We start from the raw sequence: 19,349 nt of genomic DNA, 5'->3' as shown, positions 1-19,349 counted from the left end.
TCTACCTGTTGGGTTGGCTGTCTGTCTGATCCTGATACATTGGCAAGTAAAGCTGCATGCAAGTTCCGCGGCCGGGTTCGCTGTCGACACAAATCGCGCCACCACTCTGCCTGGCGAAGCCATACACCTGGCTAAGGCCAAGACCAGTGCCTTTACCGAAGGGCTTTGTGGTGAAGAATGGCTCGAAGATACGCGGTATTACATCGGCGGGTATACCCTCGCCGCTGTCCTGAACCTGGAAACGCACAAAACTGCCCAGCAGCCCATCGACCTCCCCAGTCAACTCAACCCCATCGACCGTCAAGGCAATCACGCCTTGCCCTGTGATTGCGTCACGGGCATTGAACAACAGGTTGAGCAAGACCATCTGCAACTGCCCGGCATCCACCTCGATCAGTGGCAGGTCCGGTTGCAGCAGCACCTTGAGCTTGATCGAACCTGGCAACGCATGCTCCAGCAGGCCCCGGGTCGCGGCAACCAGGTCTGCCGGGGCAACGCTGGCGACATCGAGTTTGCGGTGGCGGGCAAAGCTGAGCAGTTGCTGGGTCAGTTCGATACCACGCTGCCCGGCTTCGAGGATGTGTTGCAGCATGCGCTGGGTGCGCGCCGGATCCTGAGTGGCCAGCGCCAGGCGCGCTGAACTCATGATGATGGTCAGCATGTTGTTGAAGTCATGTGCCAGGCCACCGGTCAACTGGCCCAGGGCTTCAAGCTTCTGCGCCTGAAACAGCTGGGCGCGCACGGCGTCCAGTTGCAACGCTGACTCACGGCGGTCAGTGATGTCGCGGGTTACCTTGGCCAGGCCGATGATCTGGCCATTGTCATCACGGATCACATCCAGCGCGGCCAAGGCCCAGAACTGCGTGCCATCTTTGCGTACCCGCCAGCCTTCGTCCTGTGCCACGCCCTGGTCCAAGGCCTGGCGCAGCAGGTGGTCGGGGCGGCCGTCGGCACAATCCTGCGGGGTGAAGAACAACGAAAAATGTTGCCCGATCACCTCATCGGCGCGGTAACCCTTGATCCGTTGCGCGCCCGCGTTCCACGACACCACATGGCCGGTTGGGTCAAGCATATAGATGGCGTAATCCACCACCGACTGAACCAACTGTTCATAGCGGTGGGCAGGCATGATGGGGTGGTTGAGGCAATCAGCTGAAACCATGAAGACTCCACTGGCACAGCAGGAGGGACAAAATGAACGTAGCGCAGCATACCCGGCAACGACCACGCTTGCGACAACAGGCTTTCAGGGGTGCAGTTCCATCAGCACCGGACTGAGCTGCGCGCCTCTCCCTGTGTCATCGCCAACCGCTGTTGGATCCAAGAAAAGGGTCACAGTGGCGTAATGACAGCAAGGTGTCAATTGCCCCTACGATCGGCCCTTCACTGTGTTGATCATAGGCGCTGCGGTTGACTCAACTATAACAATGGGTTATAAAGCCCGCTTGATTGCGAAGCCCTTCTACTTAGAAGCGAGCTGGTCGTTGCGACCCCTTCAAGCGTGCGAGTGTGGTGGAATTGGTATACACAGCAGACTTAAAATCTGTCGGCGTGAGCCTTGCGGGTTCGAGTCCCGCCACTCGCACCAAACTTCCTTGAAAAGGCGCCCTTGCGGCGCCTTTTTGCTGCCTGCCGGCAATGTCTTGCGCAGCTGCTAGAGTGGAGCTTGAACTCGTCCACTGGAATGCCACCATGCGCTACTCCCTGTTCGATGGTCAACGCGACATCATTATCCTGCTTGCTCGCGTACTGCTGATGATCCTGTTCGTCTTGTCTGGCTGGGCCAAGCTCACCGGTTTTGAAGGTACGGTCGGCTACATGACCTCACTGGGTGCCCCTGCGCCGATGCTGGCCGCAGCGGTTGCCGTGCTGATGGAGTTCATCGTCGGCATCCTGCTGATCCTCGGCTTCTACACACGCCCACTGGCATTCCTGTTCGCACTGTTCGTGCTGGGCACGGCGCTGCTTGGCCACCCGTTCTGGAACATGATCGACCCCGAACGCAGCGCCAACATGACCCAATTCATGAAGAACATGGCCATCATGGGCGGCTTGCTGCTACTGGCCGTGAGTGGTCCGGGGCGTTTCTCGGTGGACGGGCGCTGAGTCAATCGTCTTCACAGTCGTCGTACCAGGCTGGATGATCGCGCTCCTCTTCGTCGAGGTCATCCAGCGTCTCCTCGTCTTCCTCTATTTCATCCTCGGCACCCTGTGCATCGGCCTCGGCATCCATGCCATCGTACAGAAACTCATGATCAAGCAAGTGATCGTGCTCGGGTTCATGCAGGTCGTCTTCGTCGTTCATGCTGGCTCTCCTGGGGTGATGGCAGGCCTGTATAGGCGCTTGAGCATGCCGGGTCAATGCGCTATCGCTTAATCCTGGATTAACGGGGCGGGCCCAGTCTGCAGGCTCTCCCTTCAAACGTTGTTTGCCCGCCTTCATGGCGGGCTTTTTTATCGGCCACTTCCGCCCGGCGCGATGACAACCTCATGACCTGCCCTTCACGAAATACCGACATGCACCTGGGCACACTGACCCTGCTCCGTACGTTTTTGCAGCCCGCCGCATCTTTGCCGCGGGCTTTTCTTTGTTCCGCAAATGCCAACCCGGCCTCCCCTGGTATTTTGTGAGAGCGTCCACCATGACCTGAAGCAGTTTTGCCTGGCCAGGCAAGGGCTATGCTGTCCCAGCAATAAACCAAGCCCACATCGGATAGATACGGAGGCTCTTATGAAAGCTGCTGTTGTTGCACCAGGCCGTCGGGTGGACGTGGTAGAGAAAACCTTGCGCCCTCTCGAGCACGGCGAAGCGCTGCTGAAGATGCAATGCTGCGGGGTGTGCCACACCGACCTGCACGTGAAAAATGGCGACTTCGGTGACAAGACCGGTGTAGTGCTGGGCCATGAAGGCATTGGCGTGGTGCAGGAAGTTGGCCCCGGTGTCACTTCGCTCAAGCCGGGCGACCGCGCCAGCGTTGCCTGGTTCTACCAGGGTTGCGGGCATTGTGAATATTGCACCAGTGGCAACGAAACCCTGTGCCGCGAAGTGAAGAACTCCGGCTACACCGTCGACGGCGGCATGGCCGAAGCCTGCATCGTCAAGGCCGACTACTCGGTCAAGGTACCCGATGGCCTCGACTCCGCTGCCGCCAGCAGCGTGACCTGCGCCGGTGTCACCACCTACAAGGCGGTGAAAACCTCCAATGTTCGCCCCGGCCAATGGATCGCCATCTACGGCCTCGGCGGCTTGGGCAACCTGGCCCTGCAATATGCCAGGAACGTCTTCAATGCCAAAGTGATCGCCATCGATGTCAACGAAGAGCAACTGCGCTTCGCCAGCGAGATGGGCGCCGACCTGGTGATCAATCCGCGCACCGAGGATGCAGCCAAGGTCATTCAGGAAAAAACCGGCGGGGCGCACGCTGCCGTAGTGACGGCGGTCGCCAAAGCAGCGTTCGACTCTGCCGTGGATGCCCTGCGCGCTGGCGGCCGCCTCGTCGCAGTCGGCCTGCCATCGGAAGCCATGAATCTTAACATCCCCCGCCTGGTGCTGGACGGCATAGAGGTGATCGGCTCGCTGGTCGGCACTCGCCAAGACCTGCAGGAAGCTTTCCAGTTTGCCGCCGAAGGCAAGGTGGTGCCCAAGGTGACGCTGCGGCCGATCGAAGATATCAACCAGATCTTCGATGAGATGCTGGAGGGCAAGATCAAAGGCCGCATGGTAATTCAGTTCGAAGGTTGATTAGGCTGGACACAGGCCATTGCGCAAGACTACAACAACGCCCACAGATGATCTTCTGCGGGCGTTTTGCCTTTTACACGTCAAGGAACAGACCATGAGCTTCGACTGGCATGCCGGGCCGATTACCCGTTCAACCCCGCTGGACAAGCACTACCGCAACACGCAGAAGGTCCGTCAATTTCTGCTCAGTGAGTGCGGGGCCGCATTCGCGTTTGACCGGGCCTTCATCGCCTGGATCAAGAGCGGCACACCGTCCAACATGGGCGAGGTGGCGGATGAGTGGCTGCGAATACACCGATGACCGTCAGCAACCAACGGCCGCGCGCAGGGCTGTTCTGCTCTTGAGTCTTGCGGTGCGGGCGCTGCTTTCAGCATCCTGTCCAACGATTCAACCATGCTGAAATAATCCATTTTCCGACTCCCTCGCTGGTGGTTTCTGCTCGACGCCACAATCATAGCGTTTGAACATTGCAGAATTGGAAGTGGCAAGCCCAAGCAGGCACGTGCCCCTCCATGCTGATGACCAGCAAGCTGGTCGCCAGGTTCAAGCGAAGATGGCAGAATCCTGGCCAGGCCGGTGAGTGATCACCACGGAAGCCGATAGGCGTTAATCAAGGATGAAACCCATGAAAGGCTCAATCGCGGTCGGTATCACGGCCCTTGCTCTGACGGGGAACATTGCCCATGCCGACCGGGGGCGAGAAGAAGCGCAGCAAATGGCACTTCACCATTTTCAGGCAACGCTGGAAAACCGTTATCAGCATTGTATGAAAGCCGCCAAGACGACCTGGGATTCCGATCACTGCTTGGCGCTCAAACGCGACAGTGTTAATGACGCCGTGGAATGGATGTATCAGGTCAAGCTGGCCCAAGCGCAAATAGACCTCAAATACAAGCGTCCGGCTGAGTCGGACAAGGTCCCGGAGATGCTTCAGCAATCGCAAGCGCTATGGAAGCAGTATACGGATGCTGAATGCCAAGGCCTGTTCGAACAATACATCAGTGGCACCATCAGAACAGGCATATCGATCGACTGCCAGTACCGGCTGGCTGTGCAACGGCTGGCCGTGCTACAGCAATGGTAGGGACAGTGCTATGAAGGCCCGCTTGTTTGAGTGCTCCGGGCCTCATGACACTGATCTTGACGCCCCATCAATGGAGCGGTGAAATAATCTCAGGCAACAAATCGCTATAATCCATTTGAATTTCTTGCACCAACCCACCGAGACGCGAGTCGCCCGTCAGGATCAAGCCCAGCTGTAGAGCCATCACGCTCAGGCCGTTGCTACTCGTGACAACACCCCGGACCAACCCTTCAGGATAGCCTTCGGAATGACGGCGGAGAGGATGGATACCGCTATGAACATAGGAGTTCATAGCCTGATAATTAACATCCTTGAAACTCTGTAACATCTTAGATGGGATCGCAGGTGCCGTACGGTGAATCTCTTTCAACATTTCAGAGAACATTGGCATTTTCTTTGCTGCCTGCTCGGAGATCACACTAAGAGGGGACGCCAAAGTCTCAACTTGACGATCTGTGGCGGCGTACAAAAGCCAGATACCCCTTGCCAGCGCCTCGTACTGCAACCGCAGCATTGAGACAGCTGATGTGTAGCAGCTCGTTCTGACCAGCAACCGAAGGCTAAGCGCGTGCTCGAGAGCCAAACTGCAGGCCACCATACCCATCTCTATGCGCATGCCAGGCGCTAGCTGAACGTTCTCAAGCAGTGTCATCATCAGTCCATGCAGCTCGTCTGAGCTCTCCAGAAACTCGTCCAGCATTCCTTTGCCTCGTTCGCCGATTACATTCCTGACGATGGTATCACGCTGTAGCAGCCCCCTTGACCTAGCACGAAGCCGCTTGAGTCATGATCCCAACTAGTAGGCACGATACGCCGAAACCGAATGCGGCGGGCATACGAAGAGAGCGTAGGTGGCCCCCGTCGAGGTACCGTCTAATCTGCTTGCCCTCACTCGGCGGTTGAGCACCTGACTACGCTGGACAAGTGGCCTTGAGCATTAGGTTCAGGCGTTTACAAGCATTGAAGAATAGTAAACACGGGCTCTCTGTGCGGTGATCAATAAAACCTCGCAGATTTTCATCTGCGGGGGTTCAATAAGGAATAACCGCCGCTAGCCAGGGGAAGCCCATGACGATTCGCAGCTTGGCCAGAAACCTCCCAGCCGACCCCGACAACCAGGGTTGGGTACTTGGCTGGGGCGTGCTACGAGACCGGTATCCATGGCATTTTGTCGATGTATACGCCGATCAGCAGACCGCCAAGGTGGAAGCCGAGCGCCTCGGTGCGGGCTATGTGGTCGAGTACGGATCACACCGGCTTGGCTCGGATGAGTTCATCTGCGGGGTAAGCCTGCCCGAGGGTTAGCGCGCTGGCTGAATGTTATTCCAATGGGCGCTTGTGGTAACTGTAACGCTCTGCGTGGGATACCCGCGATGGGTCCGGCGGGCCCTGCTTCTGCTCCCTTCGAAAGGGAGGGCTGTCGAAATTGTCTTCACGGCCCTCGTGGCAACCACGCTTGTCGTGATCGACGGATCGCTCTGGCGGTCCCTCGTTACCGGCTGGCTGACTGACCTGTCTGTCACTATCTACGCCATACCTGTCTCTGGACATACACACCTCTCAATGCTCAGAAGTCCTGAGCGCTTTGAGTATGCGCTTCAACCTCATCCAGAAAATTTAAAACGGACCACCGGGACACAACTCATGATGAGGGTGCGTCGCCAGCATCAAATGCTCAATCCAACTCACTCAAGCGCCGGTCGCCTGGCTTTTCAGCTTTCATGAGGAAGGTGAAACTGCCCGTAAGGCTCTGGCGTAGCTCGCGGGGCATCGCGAAGGAAAAATGGATGAGCCACGAACCATCTTTCAATCGAAATGTATCACCCCGGTAAAGAGCCACATCCGTCACGCTGACGCCAATCCGCGCGGCAATATCCAAATCACTTGGCGCATGAAACATACTTGTGCCCTCGCGTACGCTATGGAGCGACAAAGCAGTGCATTTGGGCGCGCTATCGTTTGTGGATCGGCTTGGCGGTGTGCGGGCTCGTCCAAACGACCTTCGGCTTACTCGCGAGCACTCCGCTGACGCCGGAAGGAACGCTTTCAATCAGGCCTCCCTGGTTGATGAACAGTTCGGTCTGTTCATTCAAGCGCTCATGGGCACGCTGCGTCTCGGGGGATATGGCCTGGTGCATGACAGCTACCTAGTGAAGAACCGCAGAAAGCGGCTACTCGATCACTATACAGGGAACTGGCAGAAGCCGTGTCAATTCTGACGAGATACTGAAATTTGGCAGCAAAATAAATACAAAATTCAGCAACTTTTGCATAGAAATCCGAGAGGCGCGGCATTTGCCGCCAGATCATCAGGAGATGGGGTCACCTGCAAGCCATCGGACCCGAGGACTACGACGCCAAAAGATGAGCCGGGAAGTGTGCACTGGCCCATTTGACCCTCAACTACGAGGTCACATTCAGCACCAAGGTCATTGACGAGTTACGGCCTGAACCTCCGGTGTGCGTTTCATGAGGTTCCTTCCTTTGAAATGGCCGGGCGTTATACGAAACATCGAACCTCATCGCAAAACCTGACACCACGCGCTGCCAGGCAGGGAGCAGTCGCGATCATCTGGTGCTGGCAGATGAAGTTTCGGAACTCCATGCATTTAGTTTCGGAACTCTTGGCTTTTTGACGCGCAAATAAAAACCCCGCAGACGTTAATCTGCGGGGCTTTCGAATGGTGGAGGCCGAGGTCGGAATCGAACCGGCGTAGACGGATTTGCAATCCGGAGCATAACCACTTTGCTACTCGGCCTCAAAGGTCGGATCTAGCGGCTTTCGCCTTGCTATCTCCTTGAAACGCTGAACCTTTTTCAAAGTTTGCTGCGTTTCGATGGGCGCCATTATGTCTTCATTCTTTTAACCTTGCAACCCCCTGAACGAAAAAAAATTTCAACGGGTTCAAGGTGTTAGCGCAGGCGGCCGAGTTTACTCCACAAACCCACCACGGTGTTCTCCACCGCGCCGCTGGCGGCCACGCCGATACGCTCCTGCAGGCTCTTGCGCTCGGCATAGTGCAGGTGGAACAGGTTGGCGTTGCGCGCCCGCTCGCTCAGGTACTCGTCGCTGGTCTGCAGCGCGTCCACCAGTTTGCGGTTGAGTGCCGCCACGCCCAGCCATACTTCACCGGTGGCCACTTCGTCGATATGCAGCTGCGGGCGGTAGCGGGCGACGAAGTCCTTGAACAGCTGGTGGGTGATGTCCAGGTCTTCCTGGAACTTCTCCCGGCCCTTTTCGGTGTTTTCGCCAAATACAGTCAAGGTGCGCTTGTATTCGCCGGCGGTCAGCACTTCGAAGTCGATGTCGTGCTTCTTCAGCAAGCGGTTGACGTTGGGCAACTGCGCCACCACGCCGATCGAACCGAGCACGGCAAACGGGGCACTGACGATTTTCTCGCCGATGCAGGCCATCATGTAACCGCCACTGGCCGCCACCTTGTCGATGCACACGGTCAGCGGGATGCCTGCCTGGCGAATGCGCGCCAGCTGCGAGGCGGCCAGGCCGTAACTGTGCACCAGGCCACCGCCGCTCTCCAGGCGCAGCACCACTTCGTCACGCGGGGTGGCGAGGGTCAGCAACGCGGTGATTTCGTTGCGCAGGCTTTCGGTGGCCGAAGCCTTGATATCACCGTCGAAATCCAGCACGAACACCCGGCCCTTTTCATCGGCCTTGCCCTTGCCTTTCTTATCCTGTTTTTCCGCTTTGGCCTGTTGCTTGCGCAGGACTTTGAGCTGGGCCTTGTCGAGCAGGCCGGACTCCAGGCGCTCGCGCAAGTCCTTGTAGAATTCGTTCAGGCGGGTGACCTGCAATTGCCCACCCGGTTTGCGCCGCCCTTTGCCCCGCAACCCAGCGATGGCAGAGAGCACCACCAGGATAGCGATGACCAGGGTGGCGGTTTTGGCGAGAAAGCTTGCGTATTCGGCAAGAAACTCCACGTTGACTCCTTAAATGCCTGCGCCACTGCGGCGCGTATTTGTTGCAAGCATACCGTTGCGCCTGGAGTGCTGCCAGCCGATGCAAACGCTGGCAACATCTTTCAAACGACCTTTTCAAACGCTTGTATGTTTTTTCGTTGACAGCCCGTGTGCCGCATCCTAACCTCGCAGCAAACTCCAACAGGCCGGAACCTTCCGTGGGCAACCTCTACCTGATCCGACATGGCCAAGCCTCCTTCGGTGCCGATGACTACGACGTCCTCTCGCCCGTGGGTGTGCGCCAGAGCCAGGCCCTGGGTCAACACCTGGCCCAGCTTGGTGTACGGCTGGACCGCTGCGTGGCCGGCGACCTGCGGCGCCAGCAGGATACCGCGCGCATTGCCCTACAAGCACTGCATGTCAGTGGCTGCCCGGTGCCGGCTGTTGAGACCGACGCAGCGTTCAATGAGTTCGATGCCGACGGCGTGATCCGTGCACTGTTGCCCGGCCTGTTGCCAGAAGAACCCGATGCTCTGCAAGTGCTGCGCAATCCCGCCCAGCACCGCAGTGAGTTCCAGCGGCTGTTCGCGCTGATGGTTCAGCGCTGGCACGATGGCGAGCATGCCGACGATGGCCTGGAGACCTGGCAGGCGTTCACTGCCCGGGTCCAAGGTGCTCTGCAACGCGTGCTGGATGCTGCCGGCAGCGGCGACAATGTCGCCATTTTCACCTCCGGCGGCACCATTGCCGCCCTGCTCCACCTGGTTACCCGCATCACCCCAAGCCAGGCGTTCGCGCTGAACTGGCAGATCATCAACACGTCGCTCAGCCAGCTGAAGTTCCGCGGCCGCGACGTGGCACTGGCTTCCTTCAACAGCCAGGCCCATGTGCAGTTGTTGAGGGCGCCGGAGCTCGTCACTTACCGATAAGCCCGGCTAGTTGTGTCCCTGCGGGGACGTGTAAATCACTCTATAAGGAATGCGCCATGACCTCCGTAGCTGATGCCGTGAAAAAGATGCAAGAGAAGTTCAACCCATCCGCTGCCGCCGGCCTGGACCTGGTGTTCGGCTTCAACATCACCGACGAAGGCAAGCACTACGCCCTGATCGTCAAGGACGGCACCTGCGACCTGCAGGAAGGCGAGAACCCGGATGCCAACTGCACCCTGGTGATGGACAGCGAAACCCTGAAGGGCATCGTCAGCGGCGAAACCGACGGCATGCAGGCCTTCATGGGCGGCAAGCTGCGCGTTGAAGGCGACATGATGCTGTCGATGAAACTCAGCGAGCTGTTCCCGTCCTGAGTGCCGGGGATACCGCATGATCGGAAAACCGAAGCCTGACCGGCTTCGGTTTTTTTTTGCCCGCTTGCGCAGGCTCAACCGACTAGCGCGGCCCTCTGGGAAAGCGGCCTCGGTCGCAAACCGTGCAAGTGATCTGCAGGAATAGGTGGCGCCCTGCAGCGGAGCAAAGAGACTGCTCACACGATGAGCACTCGCCGAGCGGGCAGGTCTCATCAAGGCAGTTGATCTTGCTGCAACACCCTCACCTATATGGCGCCTGGCACGCTTGTTCCAACCTCGCCAGGCCATTAGATTAGCCAATAGTCCTTGCGATCGAGAATAAGGAAAACGCATGACGCTCACCGACCAGTCCACCCAGGTACGCCCCGGCGAAGAGCTCGACGCGGCCGTCATCGACCCTTACCTCAAAGCCCACATCCCCGGCCTGACCGGCCTGCCGAGCATCAGCCAGTTTCCGGGTGGCGCCTCCAATCTCACCTACCTGGTCAGCTACCCGAATCGCGACTTTGTGCTGCGTCGTCCACCGTTCGGCCAGAAGGCCAAGTCGGCCCACGACATGGGCCGCGAGTTCCGCATCCTCAACCAGCTGAACAGCGGCTTCCCCTATTGCCCCAAGGCCTATGCACACTGCACCGACACCAGCCTGATCGGTGGCGAGTTCTATGTGATGGAGCGGGTCAAGGGCATCATCCTGCGCTCGGACATTCCGGCCGAACTGAACCTCGACGCCAGCCGTACCGAAGCCCTGTGCAAGAGCTTCATCGACCGCTTGGTGGAACTGCACCAGGTGGACTACAACGCTTGCGGCCTGACCGATCTGGGCAAACCGGAAGGCTATGTACAGCGCCAAATCGAAGGCTGGACCAGCCGCTACGAGAAGGCCCTGACCCCGGACGCGCCGCGCTGGGAACAGGTAACTGCCTGGCTGCACGCTAAAATGCCCGCCGACCACCCGCAACCAGGCATCGTGCACAACGACTACCGCTTCGACAACGTGATCCTCGACGCTGACAACCCCATGCGCATCATCGGCGTACTGGACTGGGAGATGGCCACCTTGGGTGACCCGCTGATGGATCTGGGCAATAGCCTTGCCTACTGGATCGAAGCCGGCGACCCGCCGCCGGTACAACTGATGCGCCGCCAGCCGAGCAATGCGCCCGGCATGCTGAGCCGCCGCCAGTTCGTCGACTACTACGCCGAGCGCGCCGGCATCCGCCTGGACAACTTCGATTATTACTATTGCTACGGCCTGTTCCGCCTGGCCGGCATCGTCCAGCAAATTTACTACCGCTTTTATCACGGCCAGACCCAGGACAAGCGTTTCGCACAGTTCATCCACATGAACCGCTTGCTGGAGCACATGACCTTGCAGGTCATCGACACGTCCAGCCTCTGAGCATTGCCCACGACGACGGTTAACAAGGAAAACAGCATGTCCAAGACTCACCTGTTCGACCTCGACGGCAAGATTGCCTTCGTTTCCGGCGCCAGCCGTGGCATTGGCGAGGCCATCGCCCACTTGCTGGCGCAGCAAGGGGCCCATGTGATCGTTTCCAGCCGCAAGCTCGAAGGTTGCCAGCAAGTGGCCGACGCCATCATCGCCGCAGGGGGCAAAGCCACGGCGGTGGCGTGCCACATTGGTGAACTGGAGCAGATTCAGCACGTGTTCGCCGGCATCCGTGAACAGTTCGGGCGCCTGGACGTGCTGGTCAACAACGCCGCCACCAACCCGCAGTTCTGCAACGTGCTGGACACCGACCCAGGCGCCTTCCAGAAGACCGTGGATGTGAATATCCGGGGTTATTTCTTCATGTCGGTAGAGGCCGGCAAGCTCATGCGTGACCATGGCGGCGGCAGCATCATCAATGTGGCGTCAATCAACGGGGTTTCACCGGGGCTGTTCCAGGGCATCTATTCGGTGACCAAGGCCGCAGTCATCAACATGACCAAGGTGTTCGCCAAGGAGTGCGCCCAGTTTGGTATCCGCTGCAATGCCTTGTTGCCCGGCCTGACCGACACCAAATTCGCCTCGGCACTGGTCAAGAACGATGCCATCCTCAACGCCGCCTTGCAGCAGATCCCGCTCAAGCGCGTAGCCGATCCCAAAGAAATGGCCGGCGCGGTGCTGTACCTGGCCAGCGATGCCTCCAGCTACACCACCGGCACCGCACTCAATGTAGACGGCGGGTTCCTGTCCTGATCAGGTTTTGACCGCCGCCAGGGTGTAACTCAGGGGCAGACGCGCCGGCTGCTCGCACAGGCGGTACTCACCGTCGTCGCCCTTGACCATCTGCCCAGGCAGCGCCTCCCAGGGGATGCTCTGGTGCTCGACCAGTGCCGTCAGTTGCAGCCCGTGGCCCAGCAAGGCGGTAATCACTTCGCCAAGGCCGTGGTTCCATTCGTGAGTTTCGCTGTGAACCAGCCGTTGATCGGTCTCGACGTAAGTCTGGTCGTTGTGCCACACCGTTGGCTCCTGGTGCTCGAAATAGGGATATTCGAGCTGCAAGCGGTTCTGGTGGTCTTCGTTGACGGCCATCAGCATGGGATGGCCATCGCGCAGGAACAGCCGCCCGCCCGGTTTCAGCAGCGCTGCCACGGTACGTGCCCAGGGTTCGATACGAGGTAGCCAGCAGAGCGCGCCAATGCCGGTGTAGACCAGGTCGAACGTACCCGCCGGCAAGACCTTGTCGGCCGCGTAGACGTCAGATTCCACATATTCGATGGCCGCCGTGCAGCGCGCAGCCAACGCCCGCGCCTCGGCCAAAGAGGCCGCAGAATAGTCCAGGCCGCAAACCTTGGCGCCTAGGCGGGCCAGCGAGAGGGTATCGGTGCCGATATGGCACTGCAGATGGACCGCATTGAGGCCGTCGATATCACCCAGCAACGGCAGGTCAAAGCGCACGGTTTCTGACAGCTGCTCGCGGTGCTGGACCAGCCGTTCGACTTCGTAATCTTTCGAGGCAGCGTGCAGCGGGGCGCGCTCGTCCCAGCTGGCACGATTGAGTTGCAGGGAGCGGTCCATGGCGTCGTCCTTGAGGGTAAGCGCTTGATGCTAGACTCCACCCTGCGCACACGACAGCACTGCCTTGCTAAAATTTGTAAACCCGGTGCCTCAACCCGGGACGGGCCCGTACAGAAGGCAGTGCCCCCGCTCAAGTCGATACCGTTACAAACAGGTCGCCGCTGCCGCCCGGCGCTGCAGCGCCACGCTGTCGTTCTTCTGCGCGTAGTAATCCACGTGCGTGCCACCCGCCTGCGGATACACATCCACGAACGACTCGGCCTGACGGGTATACACGGTCAACCCCCCTTGCTTGCGCGGTTCCAGGTAGCCACTGGCGTCATCGCCGAACACCTTCTCTTCCTGCCAGCTGAACTGGATGCACTGCGCCACCAGCTCTGGTGCCTTGTGCGAGTCGAGCTGGGCAGTCGGCTTGCCGCCGCGCGCAGTGTCCATCGTCGCAGAAGCACAACCGACCAGCATCAGCGCCGCGGCCATCGGCAGAATCGCACGCATGTTCCATCCTCGAGGTTTGAAAAGAAGCGACTCTAGCACTGGCGCGCAGCCCGAGTGAATTGTCACGCCCATTCCGCTGTCGCAGACAAGACATGCCGTTACAAGGAGCCCGTCATGAAACTGCACTACCTGTTATTCGCCGCCCTGCCCTGCTTGCCACTGGCAGCCACCGCAGCCCCCTCCAGCGAAGAAAGCATCACCGCCCCGGAAACCCACAATCGCGAACTCAAGGTCGGCGACAAGGCTCCGGACCAGTACAAGCGTGACGACCAGACCATCAAGGACTGGAAAGCCAAAGGCCTGCCCACGCCGGAAAAGGAAAGCCACTGGGTGCGCATGGGCGAGCACTATGTGCTGATACAGATTACCAACGGAGTGGTGCTGGCCATCCAGCCTGCCTCCTGATCCATCCCGCCTTCACCAGCGCCGCCATGTGCACAGTGTCAGGCCCGGCGGCTTTGGTCTGATAAAGCGCCGCATCGGCCTGGACCAGCAGGCTGGCGGCGCTGTCTTTCGTGCCCCGCACGCCGCCCCCTAGGCCAATGCGCCGCAACCCCATCCACCGGCCCCGGTGACCATTGAAGCGTTGAGACGCGCGATGTTGAACATCGCCAGCGCCAAGCCGCGCCGCTCATCGCCGGCAGCACATTTTTTTTCTCGCTCAGGAAACCAAATGGATCGATCCCAGTCTCAGAAGGTGTGCGGTAAACCTTTGCGGATCAAGGACCTATATCGTGATGATGCGTTTTGCAAGCCTTTCGCTGGTTGCTGTTGTCCTGCTCACCGCAGGTTGCCATAGCCATCGCTACCATGACGATGACGATGGATGGCGTGACCGCGACCGTGACCATCGCCACCACCACCGGCATGACCGCGACAATGACGAGGATGACAATCGCCAATACCGCGGTGACCGTTACTACCGCTGAAGCGTCTTTTCCAGCCCTGACCCGCCGCCCGTCGGGCGGCAACACATCCTGATGATTCCTTTGAGGTTCGTATCATGCGTCTGACTCTGCCTTCCCTTGCCCTCGGCCTGCTGCTGTGCCAGGGCGCTTTCGCCGGTGACGGTACTGCCGCCATCGGCGGTGGCCTGGGTGGTGTCCTGGGCAACGTTGTTGGCCAACAGCTCGGCGGCAGAACTGGCGCCGCCATCGGCGCCGGGGTCGGCGGCGCGGCCGGCAGTGCCGTGGGCGCACGCAAGGGTAACCGCACCGAAGCCGCCATTGGCGGTGGCCTGGGTTCAGCCGGCGGCTCGCTGCTGGGCGGCGCAGTAGGCGGCAAAACCGGTTCTACCGTAGGTGCCGGCCTGGGCGGCGCCGCCGGTGGCGCACTGGGCAACCACCTGGGCGACGACAACCGCGGTAGCAAGAAGCATCGCCGTCACCGTCACTGATACCGTTGGCCTGAAAGGCCGCAACCTCGGCCACCGGGGGCGCGGCCTTGCGCGGCGAAAGGGCCATCACTGGCGAATAAAATCTTCAGCATGACCGGCCGCTTTGCATCACAAGTCTGTTCCTGCCGGACAGTCTTGCCCCCGAAACACTGCAGCACATCAACACCCCCTTCACCGCAAGCTGGCACACTGGCTGCTACTGTCTATCGTGCCTCCGTGTGAAGGAACACCCCCTCCCCATGAACCAAGAGCTGCTCTGGGTCCTCGGCCTGCTGGCCATTGTCATTGTCCTGTTCGTCATCAACCGCCCACGCATGGACGTGGTCGCGCTATTGGTGATCCTCGCCCTGCCATTGCTCGGCATACTGACCGTGGAGCAGGCCCTGGCCGGCTTCAGCGACCCCAACGTGGTATTGATCGCTGCCCTGTTCGTACTTGGCGAAGGCTTGGTCCGCACCGGTATCGCCTACCGCATCGGCGAGTGGATGAGCGAGCGGGCTGGCAACAGTGAGGCCCGCCTGCTGGTACTGCTGATGGTGGCCGTGGCCGGGCTAGGCTCGATCATGAGCTCAACCGGCGTGGTCGCCATTTTCATACCGGTGGTGTTGAGCATCGCCGCACGCCTGCAGCTATCCCCCAGTCGCCTGATGATGCCACTGGCCTTCGCCGGCCTGATCAGCGGTATGCTAAGCCTGGTCGCCACGCCACCCAACGTTGTGGTGCACAGCGAGCTGGTACGCCATGGCCACGCGGGCTTCAGCTTCTTCAGCTTCACCCCGTTCGGTCTGGTGGTGCTGGTGATGGGCATCGGCTACATGCTGCTGACCCGCAAGTGGCTCAATGGTGAAGTGCGCAAGGATGGCCGCGTGGAAAGCCGACGCACGCTGCTGGACTTGGTACTGGACTACAAGCTCAACGGCCGTGAGCGGCGCCTGCGCATCCGCCCAAACTCGCCACTGATCGGCCACACCCTCGGCGAACTGGAGCTGCGCACCCGGCACGGTGCCAACGTGATCGGCATCGAGCGCCAGCACAAGTTCACCACCCGGGTGATCTCCGCCGGGTCCAGCACCGTGCTGCAACAGGGCGACGTGCTGCTGCTCGACCTGTTCGCCAACCGTGACGACCTGCGCAGCCTGTGCCAGACCATGCAGCTGGAACCGCTGCATTTCAAGGCGGCCTATTTCATCGACCAGTCCCAGGACCTGGGCATGGCCGAGGTGTCACTGCCACCAGGTTCACAACTGATCGGCAAGACCATTCTGGAACTTGCCTTTCGTACCCGCTACGACCTCAACGTGGTCGGCCTGCGCCGCGAGCAGGCGGCTATAGAAGAACAACTGGTGGAAGAAAAGCTGCGCCTGGGCGACACCCTGCTGGTGGTCGGCCCCTGGAAGGCCGTGCGCCTGTTGCAAAGCAAACCCAAGGATTTCCTGGTCCTGAGCCTGCCCGCAGAGATCGATCAGGTGGCGCCTGCCCGCACCCGTGCGCCACAGGCATTGCTGAGCCTGGCGGTGATGGTCGGGCTGATGGTCAGCGGCGCGGTGCCCAATGTCATCGCCGCGCTGATTGGCTGCCTGTTGATGGGTGCCGGCCGTTGCATCGACATGAACAGCGCCTACCGGGCCATTCACTGGCAAAGCCTGGTGCTGATCGTCGGCATGTTGCCATTTGCCCAGGCGCTGCAGAAAACCGGCGGTATCGACCTGGCGGTAGGCGGGCTGGTCGGCGTGCTGGGCGGCGCCGGCCCCAGTGCCATCCTTGCCTGCCTGTTCGCCGTCACGGCGGTGATTGGCTTGTTTATTTTCAACAACGCCACTGCCGTGCTAATGGCGCCAGTAGCCGTCAGCACGGCGGCGCAGCTGGGCATGTCGCCCTACCCGTTCGCCATGACCGTAGCGCTGGCCGCATCGGCAGCGTTCATGACGCCGGTGTCATCGCCGGTCAACACGCTGGTGCTGGGGCCGGGGCAATACCGCTTCGCCGACTTCGTCAAAATCGGCGTGCCATTCACCGTGCTGGTGATGCTGGTCACTGTGGTCATGGTGCCGTGGTTCTTTGGCTTGCAATGACAATCGCAGGCAACCTGGCATTATCTCGACCGATCGCGGCAGATTGACATCAAGTACCCTGACGAACCACACTGCTGCTCATTGCCCCAGGTGCTTCAAGCCGTTGTCCTGGATTTCGTTTCCGCTTGCCGGTCGCGCTCATGGTTCATCCAGCCCAATCGCGCTTGTTGCCTTATGTCATTCTGCTGTGCCTGACCTTTGGCCTCACCTTGGGCGGCATCCTGGCCCGCCCGATCGAATCGCTGTCGCTGTTCTGGCCGGTGAATGCGGTACTGGCTGGCCTGCTGCTGCGCTACCCCCGCCAGGCCACGCCTGCCGGGTTCAGCCTGGTGTGGCTGGCAATGGTCGGCGCCGACCTGCTGTGTGGGAGCGCCTGGGCCCCAGCGCTGTGGTTCAACCTGTGCAACCTGGGCGTGGTGGTCACGCTTTGGCAACTGCTTTCGCGCTCGCCGCGCCTGCATCGGCGCATGCGCACCCCGCACGGCGTGCTCAGCGTGTTCGCCGCCTGCGCCGCCGGCGCCATGGTGGCGGCCAGCATGGCCGCGGTCATGGCCGCGCCGTGGTTCGAACAATCGTTGCGCGCCACGTGGCTGGCATGGTTCAGCGAGCAATTCTCGACCGGCGTGCTGGTGCTACCGGTGCTGCTTACCGCGCCCTCGGCACGCGCCATGGTGCGCGGCGGTGCGCAGGCCATCCGCCTGGCGCCGCTGCTGGTGTTAATGGCCTCGCTGGCGTTCAGCATCGCGTTCGGGGGCCCAGGGGCGATTGCCTTCCCGATTGCCGCCTTGCTCTGGTGCGCCTGGACCTACTCGCCATTCCTGGTTTCATTGCTGACCCTCACCGCCGGCAGCACCTTGATCGTGGCGGTGGCGCAGAACCTGATGCACTTCAGCGTGCCGCAAAGCGAGCCCGGGGTCACAACGCTGATGTCCGCACGCCTGGGCATTGCCATGCTGGTACTCGGGCCGCTGGTGGTGGCCTGCGTCAGCCAGGCCAACCGCAGCCTGATGGCTCGGCTGGCGCACCAGGCCACCATCGACCACCTCACCGGCGTGCTCACCCGTAGCGCCTTCACCCGCCGCGCCAACGCACTGCTGGACAGCCGCCAGCAGCACGCCCAGGCGCTCCCGCTGACCCTGATGATGCTGGACATCGACCACTTCAAATCGATCAACGATGCCCACGGCCACGCGGTCGGTGACCAGGTGCTGCGCCAATTCGCCGGCACCCTGCAAGACCAGTTGCATAACGATGAGCTGTTCGCCCGCCTGGGGGGCGAGGAGTTCGTGGTTGTTCTCCCCGGCCTTGCGCCGGAGCGGGCCAAGTTCACTGCCGAGCGCCTGCGCCGCGCCGTGCAGGACCTGCACGTGCTGCAGGGGGGCCAGCGCCTGCAAATTACCGTGAGTATTGGCGTGACTGGCTGCGACGCTGACGTGCCGGCCCCCAGCCTGGACGAACTGCTGGCAAGCGCCGACCACGCGCTGTACCGAGCCAAGGCCCATGGCCGCAACCGTGTCGAGCAGACCGAAGCACAGCGCCAGGTGAGCTGAACTAGCCCGCCAGCAAGTCCCACGACAGCTTGGCGATCAGCACACACAACAGCACCAGGAACAACCCGCGGACAAAACCGGCGCCCTTGCGTACCGCCAGCCAGGTGCCGGTCAGCGCCCCCAGGATGTTGCACACCGCCATGGGCAGGGCGATGGCATACAGCACGTTGCCCGACGGCACGAAGAACACCAGCGCCGCCAGGTTGGTAGCAATGTTCACCACTTTGGCTGAGGCCGAGGCGTGCAAGAAATCCAAGGCGAAGAAGCGGATGAACAGGAAGATCAGGAAACTGCCGGTACCCGGGCCGAACAAGCCATCGTAGAAGCCGATGGCCCCACCGATCAGCACCGCCAGGCATTGTTCCTTGCGGCCGATCCGCGCTGGTTTGTGCAGAGTGCCAAAATCCTTCTTGCAGAAGGTGTAGATGGCCATCAGCACGATCAGCACCAGAACAGCCGGACGCATCACGCTGGGCGGCACCAGCGACACCGTGGCGGCACCGACGAACGACATGACGAAGGCGCTGACTGCCGCCGGTACGATCAGGCCCCAATCCAGTGTCACCTTGCGAATGAACGAGCGCGCGGCGAAGGCCGTGCCACACACCGACGCCAGCTTGTTGGTGCCCAGCAATGCTGCCGGTTGCGCGGTAGGCAGCACGTTGAACAGGGCCGGGATCTGGATCAGCCCGCCGCCACCCACGGCGGCATCGATCAGCCCAGCGGCGAAGGCGAACACAGAGAGCACGGCAATATCCATGAG

At 60.6% G+C, this 19,349-nt stretch carries 23 protein-coding genes and 2 tRNA genes; 15 read left to right on the top strand and 10 right to left on the bottom strand.

The window, feature by feature from the left end:
* Nucleotide 1: 1 nt before the first annotated feature.
* Nucleotides 2–1,162: a nitrogen regulation protein NR(II) gene (locus DMX11_RS07335; protein ID WP_110743891.1), complete on the bottom strand. Its 1,161-nt coding sequence runs from the start codon at nt 1,160–1,162 to the stop codon at nt 2–4.
* 341 nt (nt 1,163–1,503) lie between these two features.
* On the opposite strand from DMX11_RS07335, the gene DMX11_RS07330 reads away from it, so the two are divergent.
* Together DMX11_RS07330 and DMX11_RS07325 are read left to right on the top strand one after the other, a co-directional pair.
* A tRNA-Leu gene (locus DMX11_RS07330) sits at nt 1,504–1,588 on the top strand.
* Between the two features lie 104 nt (nt 1,589–1,692).
* A complete protein-coding gene (locus DMX11_RS07325; protein ID WP_110743890.1) occupies nt 1,693–2,106 on the top strand; it encodes a DoxX family protein in 414 nt (137 codons plus the stop codon).
* 1 nt (nt 2,107) lies between these two features.
* Here the strand turns inward: DMX11_RS07325 and DMX11_RS07320 are convergent, their stop codons facing one another.
* A complete protein-coding gene (locus DMX11_RS07320; protein WP_110743889.1) occupies nt 2,108–2,305 on the bottom strand; it encodes a hypothetical protein in 198 nt (65 codons plus the stop codon).
* 426 nt (nt 2,306–2,731) lie between these two features.
* Here DMX11_RS07320 and adhP point away from each other — a divergent pair, with 426 nt between their 5' ends.
* From adhP to DMX11_RS07305, 3 genes are all read left to right on the top strand, one after another.
* Nucleotides 2,732–3,742 carry an alcohol dehydrogenase AdhP gene (gene adhP / locus DMX11_RS07315; RefSeq protein ID WP_110743888.1) on the top strand — a complete coding sequence of 337 codons (1,011 nt, stop codon included), beginning with the start codon at nt 2,732–2,734 and terminating at the stop codon, nt 3,740–3,742.
* A gap of 94 nt (nt 3,743–3,836) precedes the next feature.
* Nucleotides 3,837–4,043: a DUF6434 domain-containing protein gene (locus DMX11_RS07310; protein ID WP_110743887.1), complete on the top strand. Its 207-nt coding sequence runs from the start codon at nt 3,837–3,839 to the stop codon at nt 4,041–4,043.
* 325 nt (nt 4,044–4,368) lie between these two features.
* A complete protein-coding gene (locus DMX11_RS07305; RefSeq protein WP_158286160.1) occupies nt 4,369–4,827 on the top strand; it encodes a lysozyme inhibitor LprI family protein in 459 nt (152 codons plus the stop codon).
* A 67-nt stretch (nt 4,828–4,894) separates the two neighbouring features.
* Here the strand turns inward: DMX11_RS07305 and DMX11_RS26190 are convergent, their stop codons facing one another.
* Nucleotides 4,895–5,527: a hypothetical protein gene (locus DMX11_RS26190; RefSeq protein ID WP_256590520.1), complete on the bottom strand. Its 633-nt coding sequence runs from the start codon at nt 5,525–5,527 to the stop codon at nt 4,895–4,897.
* A 368-nt stretch (nt 5,528–5,895) separates the two neighbouring features.
* Here DMX11_RS26190 and DMX11_RS07295 point away from each other — a divergent pair, with 368 nt between their 5' ends.
* A complete protein-coding gene (locus DMX11_RS07295; RefSeq protein WP_110743885.1) occupies nt 5,896–6,132 on the top strand; it encodes a hypothetical protein in 237 nt (78 codons plus the stop codon).
* Nucleotides 6,133–6,502: 370 nt separating this feature from the next.
* Here the strand turns inward: DMX11_RS07295 and DMX11_RS07290 are convergent, their stop codons facing one another.
* From DMX11_RS07290 to sohB, 4 genes are all read right to left on the bottom strand, one after another.
* Nucleotides 6,503–6,727, bottom strand: a complete 225-nt coding sequence (locus DMX11_RS07290; protein ID WP_110743884.1) for a hypothetical protein — start codon at nt 6,725–6,727, stop codon at nt 6,503–6,505.
* A gap of 52 nt (nt 6,728–6,779) precedes the next feature.
* Entirely contained in the window at nt 6,780–6,965 is a 186-nt protein-coding gene (locus DMX11_RS07285; RefSeq protein ID WP_110743883.1) for a hypothetical protein, read from the bottom strand.
* A 547-nt stretch (nt 6,966–7,512) separates the two neighbouring features.
* Nucleotides 7,513–7,586, bottom strand: a tRNA-Cys gene (locus DMX11_RS07280).
* 154 nt (nt 7,587–7,740) lie between these two features.
* Nucleotides 7,741–8,766 (bottom strand): protease SohB, encoded by a 1,026-nt coding sequence (sohB, locus tag DMX11_RS07275; RefSeq protein ID WP_110743882.1) that lies wholly within the window; start codon nt 8,764–8,766, stop codon nt 7,741–7,743.
* Nucleotides 8,767–8,963: 197 nt separating this feature from the next.
* Here sohB and DMX11_RS07270 point away from each other — a divergent pair, with 197 nt between their 5' ends.
* From DMX11_RS07270 to DMX11_RS07255, 4 genes are all read left to right on the top strand, one after another.
* Nucleotides 8,964–9,674, top strand: a complete 711-nt coding sequence (locus tag DMX11_RS07270; protein WP_110743881.1) for a histidine phosphatase family protein — start codon at nt 8,964–8,966, stop codon at nt 9,672–9,674.
* Between the two features lie 56 nt (nt 9,675–9,730).
* Nucleotides 9,731–10,048 (top strand): SCP2 sterol-binding domain-containing protein, encoded by a 318-nt coding sequence (locus DMX11_RS07265; RefSeq protein WP_046614879.1) that lies wholly within the window; start codon nt 9,731–9,733, stop codon nt 10,046–10,048.
* A gap of 331 nt (nt 10,049–10,379) precedes the next feature.
* Nucleotides 10,380–11,447, top strand: a complete 1,068-nt coding sequence (locus DMX11_RS07260) for a phosphotransferase family protein (protein WP_110743880.1) — start codon at nt 10,380–10,382, stop codon at nt 11,445–11,447.
* 36 nt (nt 11,448–11,483) lie between these two features.
* Complete coding sequence (locus DMX11_RS07255; RefSeq protein ID WP_110743879.1) at nt 11,484–12,251, top strand: SDR family oxidoreductase; 768 nt, start codon at nt 11,484–11,486, stop codon at nt 12,249–12,251.
* On the opposite strand, the gene DMX11_RS07250 is transcribed toward DMX11_RS07255, so the two are convergent.
* Nucleotides 12,252–13,073: a bifunctional 2-polyprenyl-6-hydroxyphenol methylase/3-demethylubiquinol 3-O-methyltransferase UbiG gene (locus DMX11_RS07250; RefSeq protein WP_110743878.1), complete on the bottom strand. Its 822-nt coding sequence runs from the start codon at nt 13,071–13,073 to the stop codon at nt 12,252–12,254.
* Between the two features lie 144 nt (nt 13,074–13,217).
* Entirely contained in the window at nt 13,218–13,568 is a 351-nt protein-coding gene (locus DMX11_RS07245) for a hypothetical protein (protein WP_110743877.1), read from the bottom strand.
* Nucleotides 13,569–13,682: 114 nt separating this feature from the next.
* Here DMX11_RS07245 and DMX11_RS07240 point away from each other — a divergent pair, with 114 nt between their 5' ends.
* The 5 genes from DMX11_RS07240 to DMX11_RS07215 all read left to right on the top strand — a co-directional run bounded on the left by DMX11_RS07240 (nt 13,683) and on the right by DMX11_RS07215 (nt 18,586).
* Nucleotides 13,683–13,973 (top strand): RcnB family protein, encoded by a 291-nt coding sequence (locus DMX11_RS07240; protein ID WP_110743876.1) that lies wholly within the window; start codon nt 13,683–13,685, stop codon nt 13,971–13,973.
* A 332-nt stretch (nt 13,974–14,305) separates the two neighbouring features.
* Nucleotides 14,306–14,497: a hypothetical protein gene (locus DMX11_RS07230; RefSeq protein ID WP_110743874.1), complete on the top strand. Its 192-nt coding sequence runs from the start codon at nt 14,306–14,308 to the stop codon at nt 14,495–14,497.
* A 74-nt stretch (nt 14,498–14,571) separates the two neighbouring features.
* Nucleotides 14,572–14,964 carry a glycine zipper domain-containing protein gene (locus tag DMX11_RS07225; protein WP_110743873.1) on the top strand — a complete coding sequence of 131 codons (393 nt, stop codon included), beginning with the start codon at nt 14,572–14,574 and terminating at the stop codon, nt 14,962–14,964.
* A 239-nt stretch (nt 14,965–15,203) separates the two neighbouring features.
* Nucleotides 15,204–17,036, top strand: coding sequence for an SLC13 family permease (locus tag DMX11_RS07220; RefSeq protein WP_110743872.1), 1,833 nt, complete (start codon nt 15,204–15,206; stop codon nt 17,034–17,036).
* A 125-nt stretch (nt 17,037–17,161) separates the two neighbouring features.
* Complete coding sequence (locus DMX11_RS07215) at nt 17,162–18,586, top strand: GGDEF domain-containing protein (protein WP_110743871.1); 1,425 nt, start codon at nt 17,162–17,164, stop codon at nt 18,584–18,586.
* Nucleotide 18,587: 1 nt separating this feature from the next.
* Here DMX11_RS07215 and DMX11_RS07210 read toward each other — a convergent pair whose 3' ends face one another.
* The gene (locus DMX11_RS07210; RefSeq protein ID WP_110743870.1) at nt 18,588–19,346 is read right to left on the bottom strand and encodes a TSUP family transporter; all 759 of its coding nucleotides are present in this window, start codon (nt 19,344–19,346) and stop codon (nt 18,588–18,590) included.
* Nucleotides 19,347–19,349 lie beyond the last annotated feature (3 nt).

The organism is Pseudomonas sp. LB-090624 (assembly GCF_003205205.1).
In the GTDB taxonomy this organism is placed as follows: domain Bacteria; phylum Pseudomonadota; class Gammaproteobacteria; order Pseudomonadales; family Pseudomonadaceae; genus Aquipseudomonas.
This window is presented reverse-complemented; position numbering and strand designations above follow the sequence as displayed.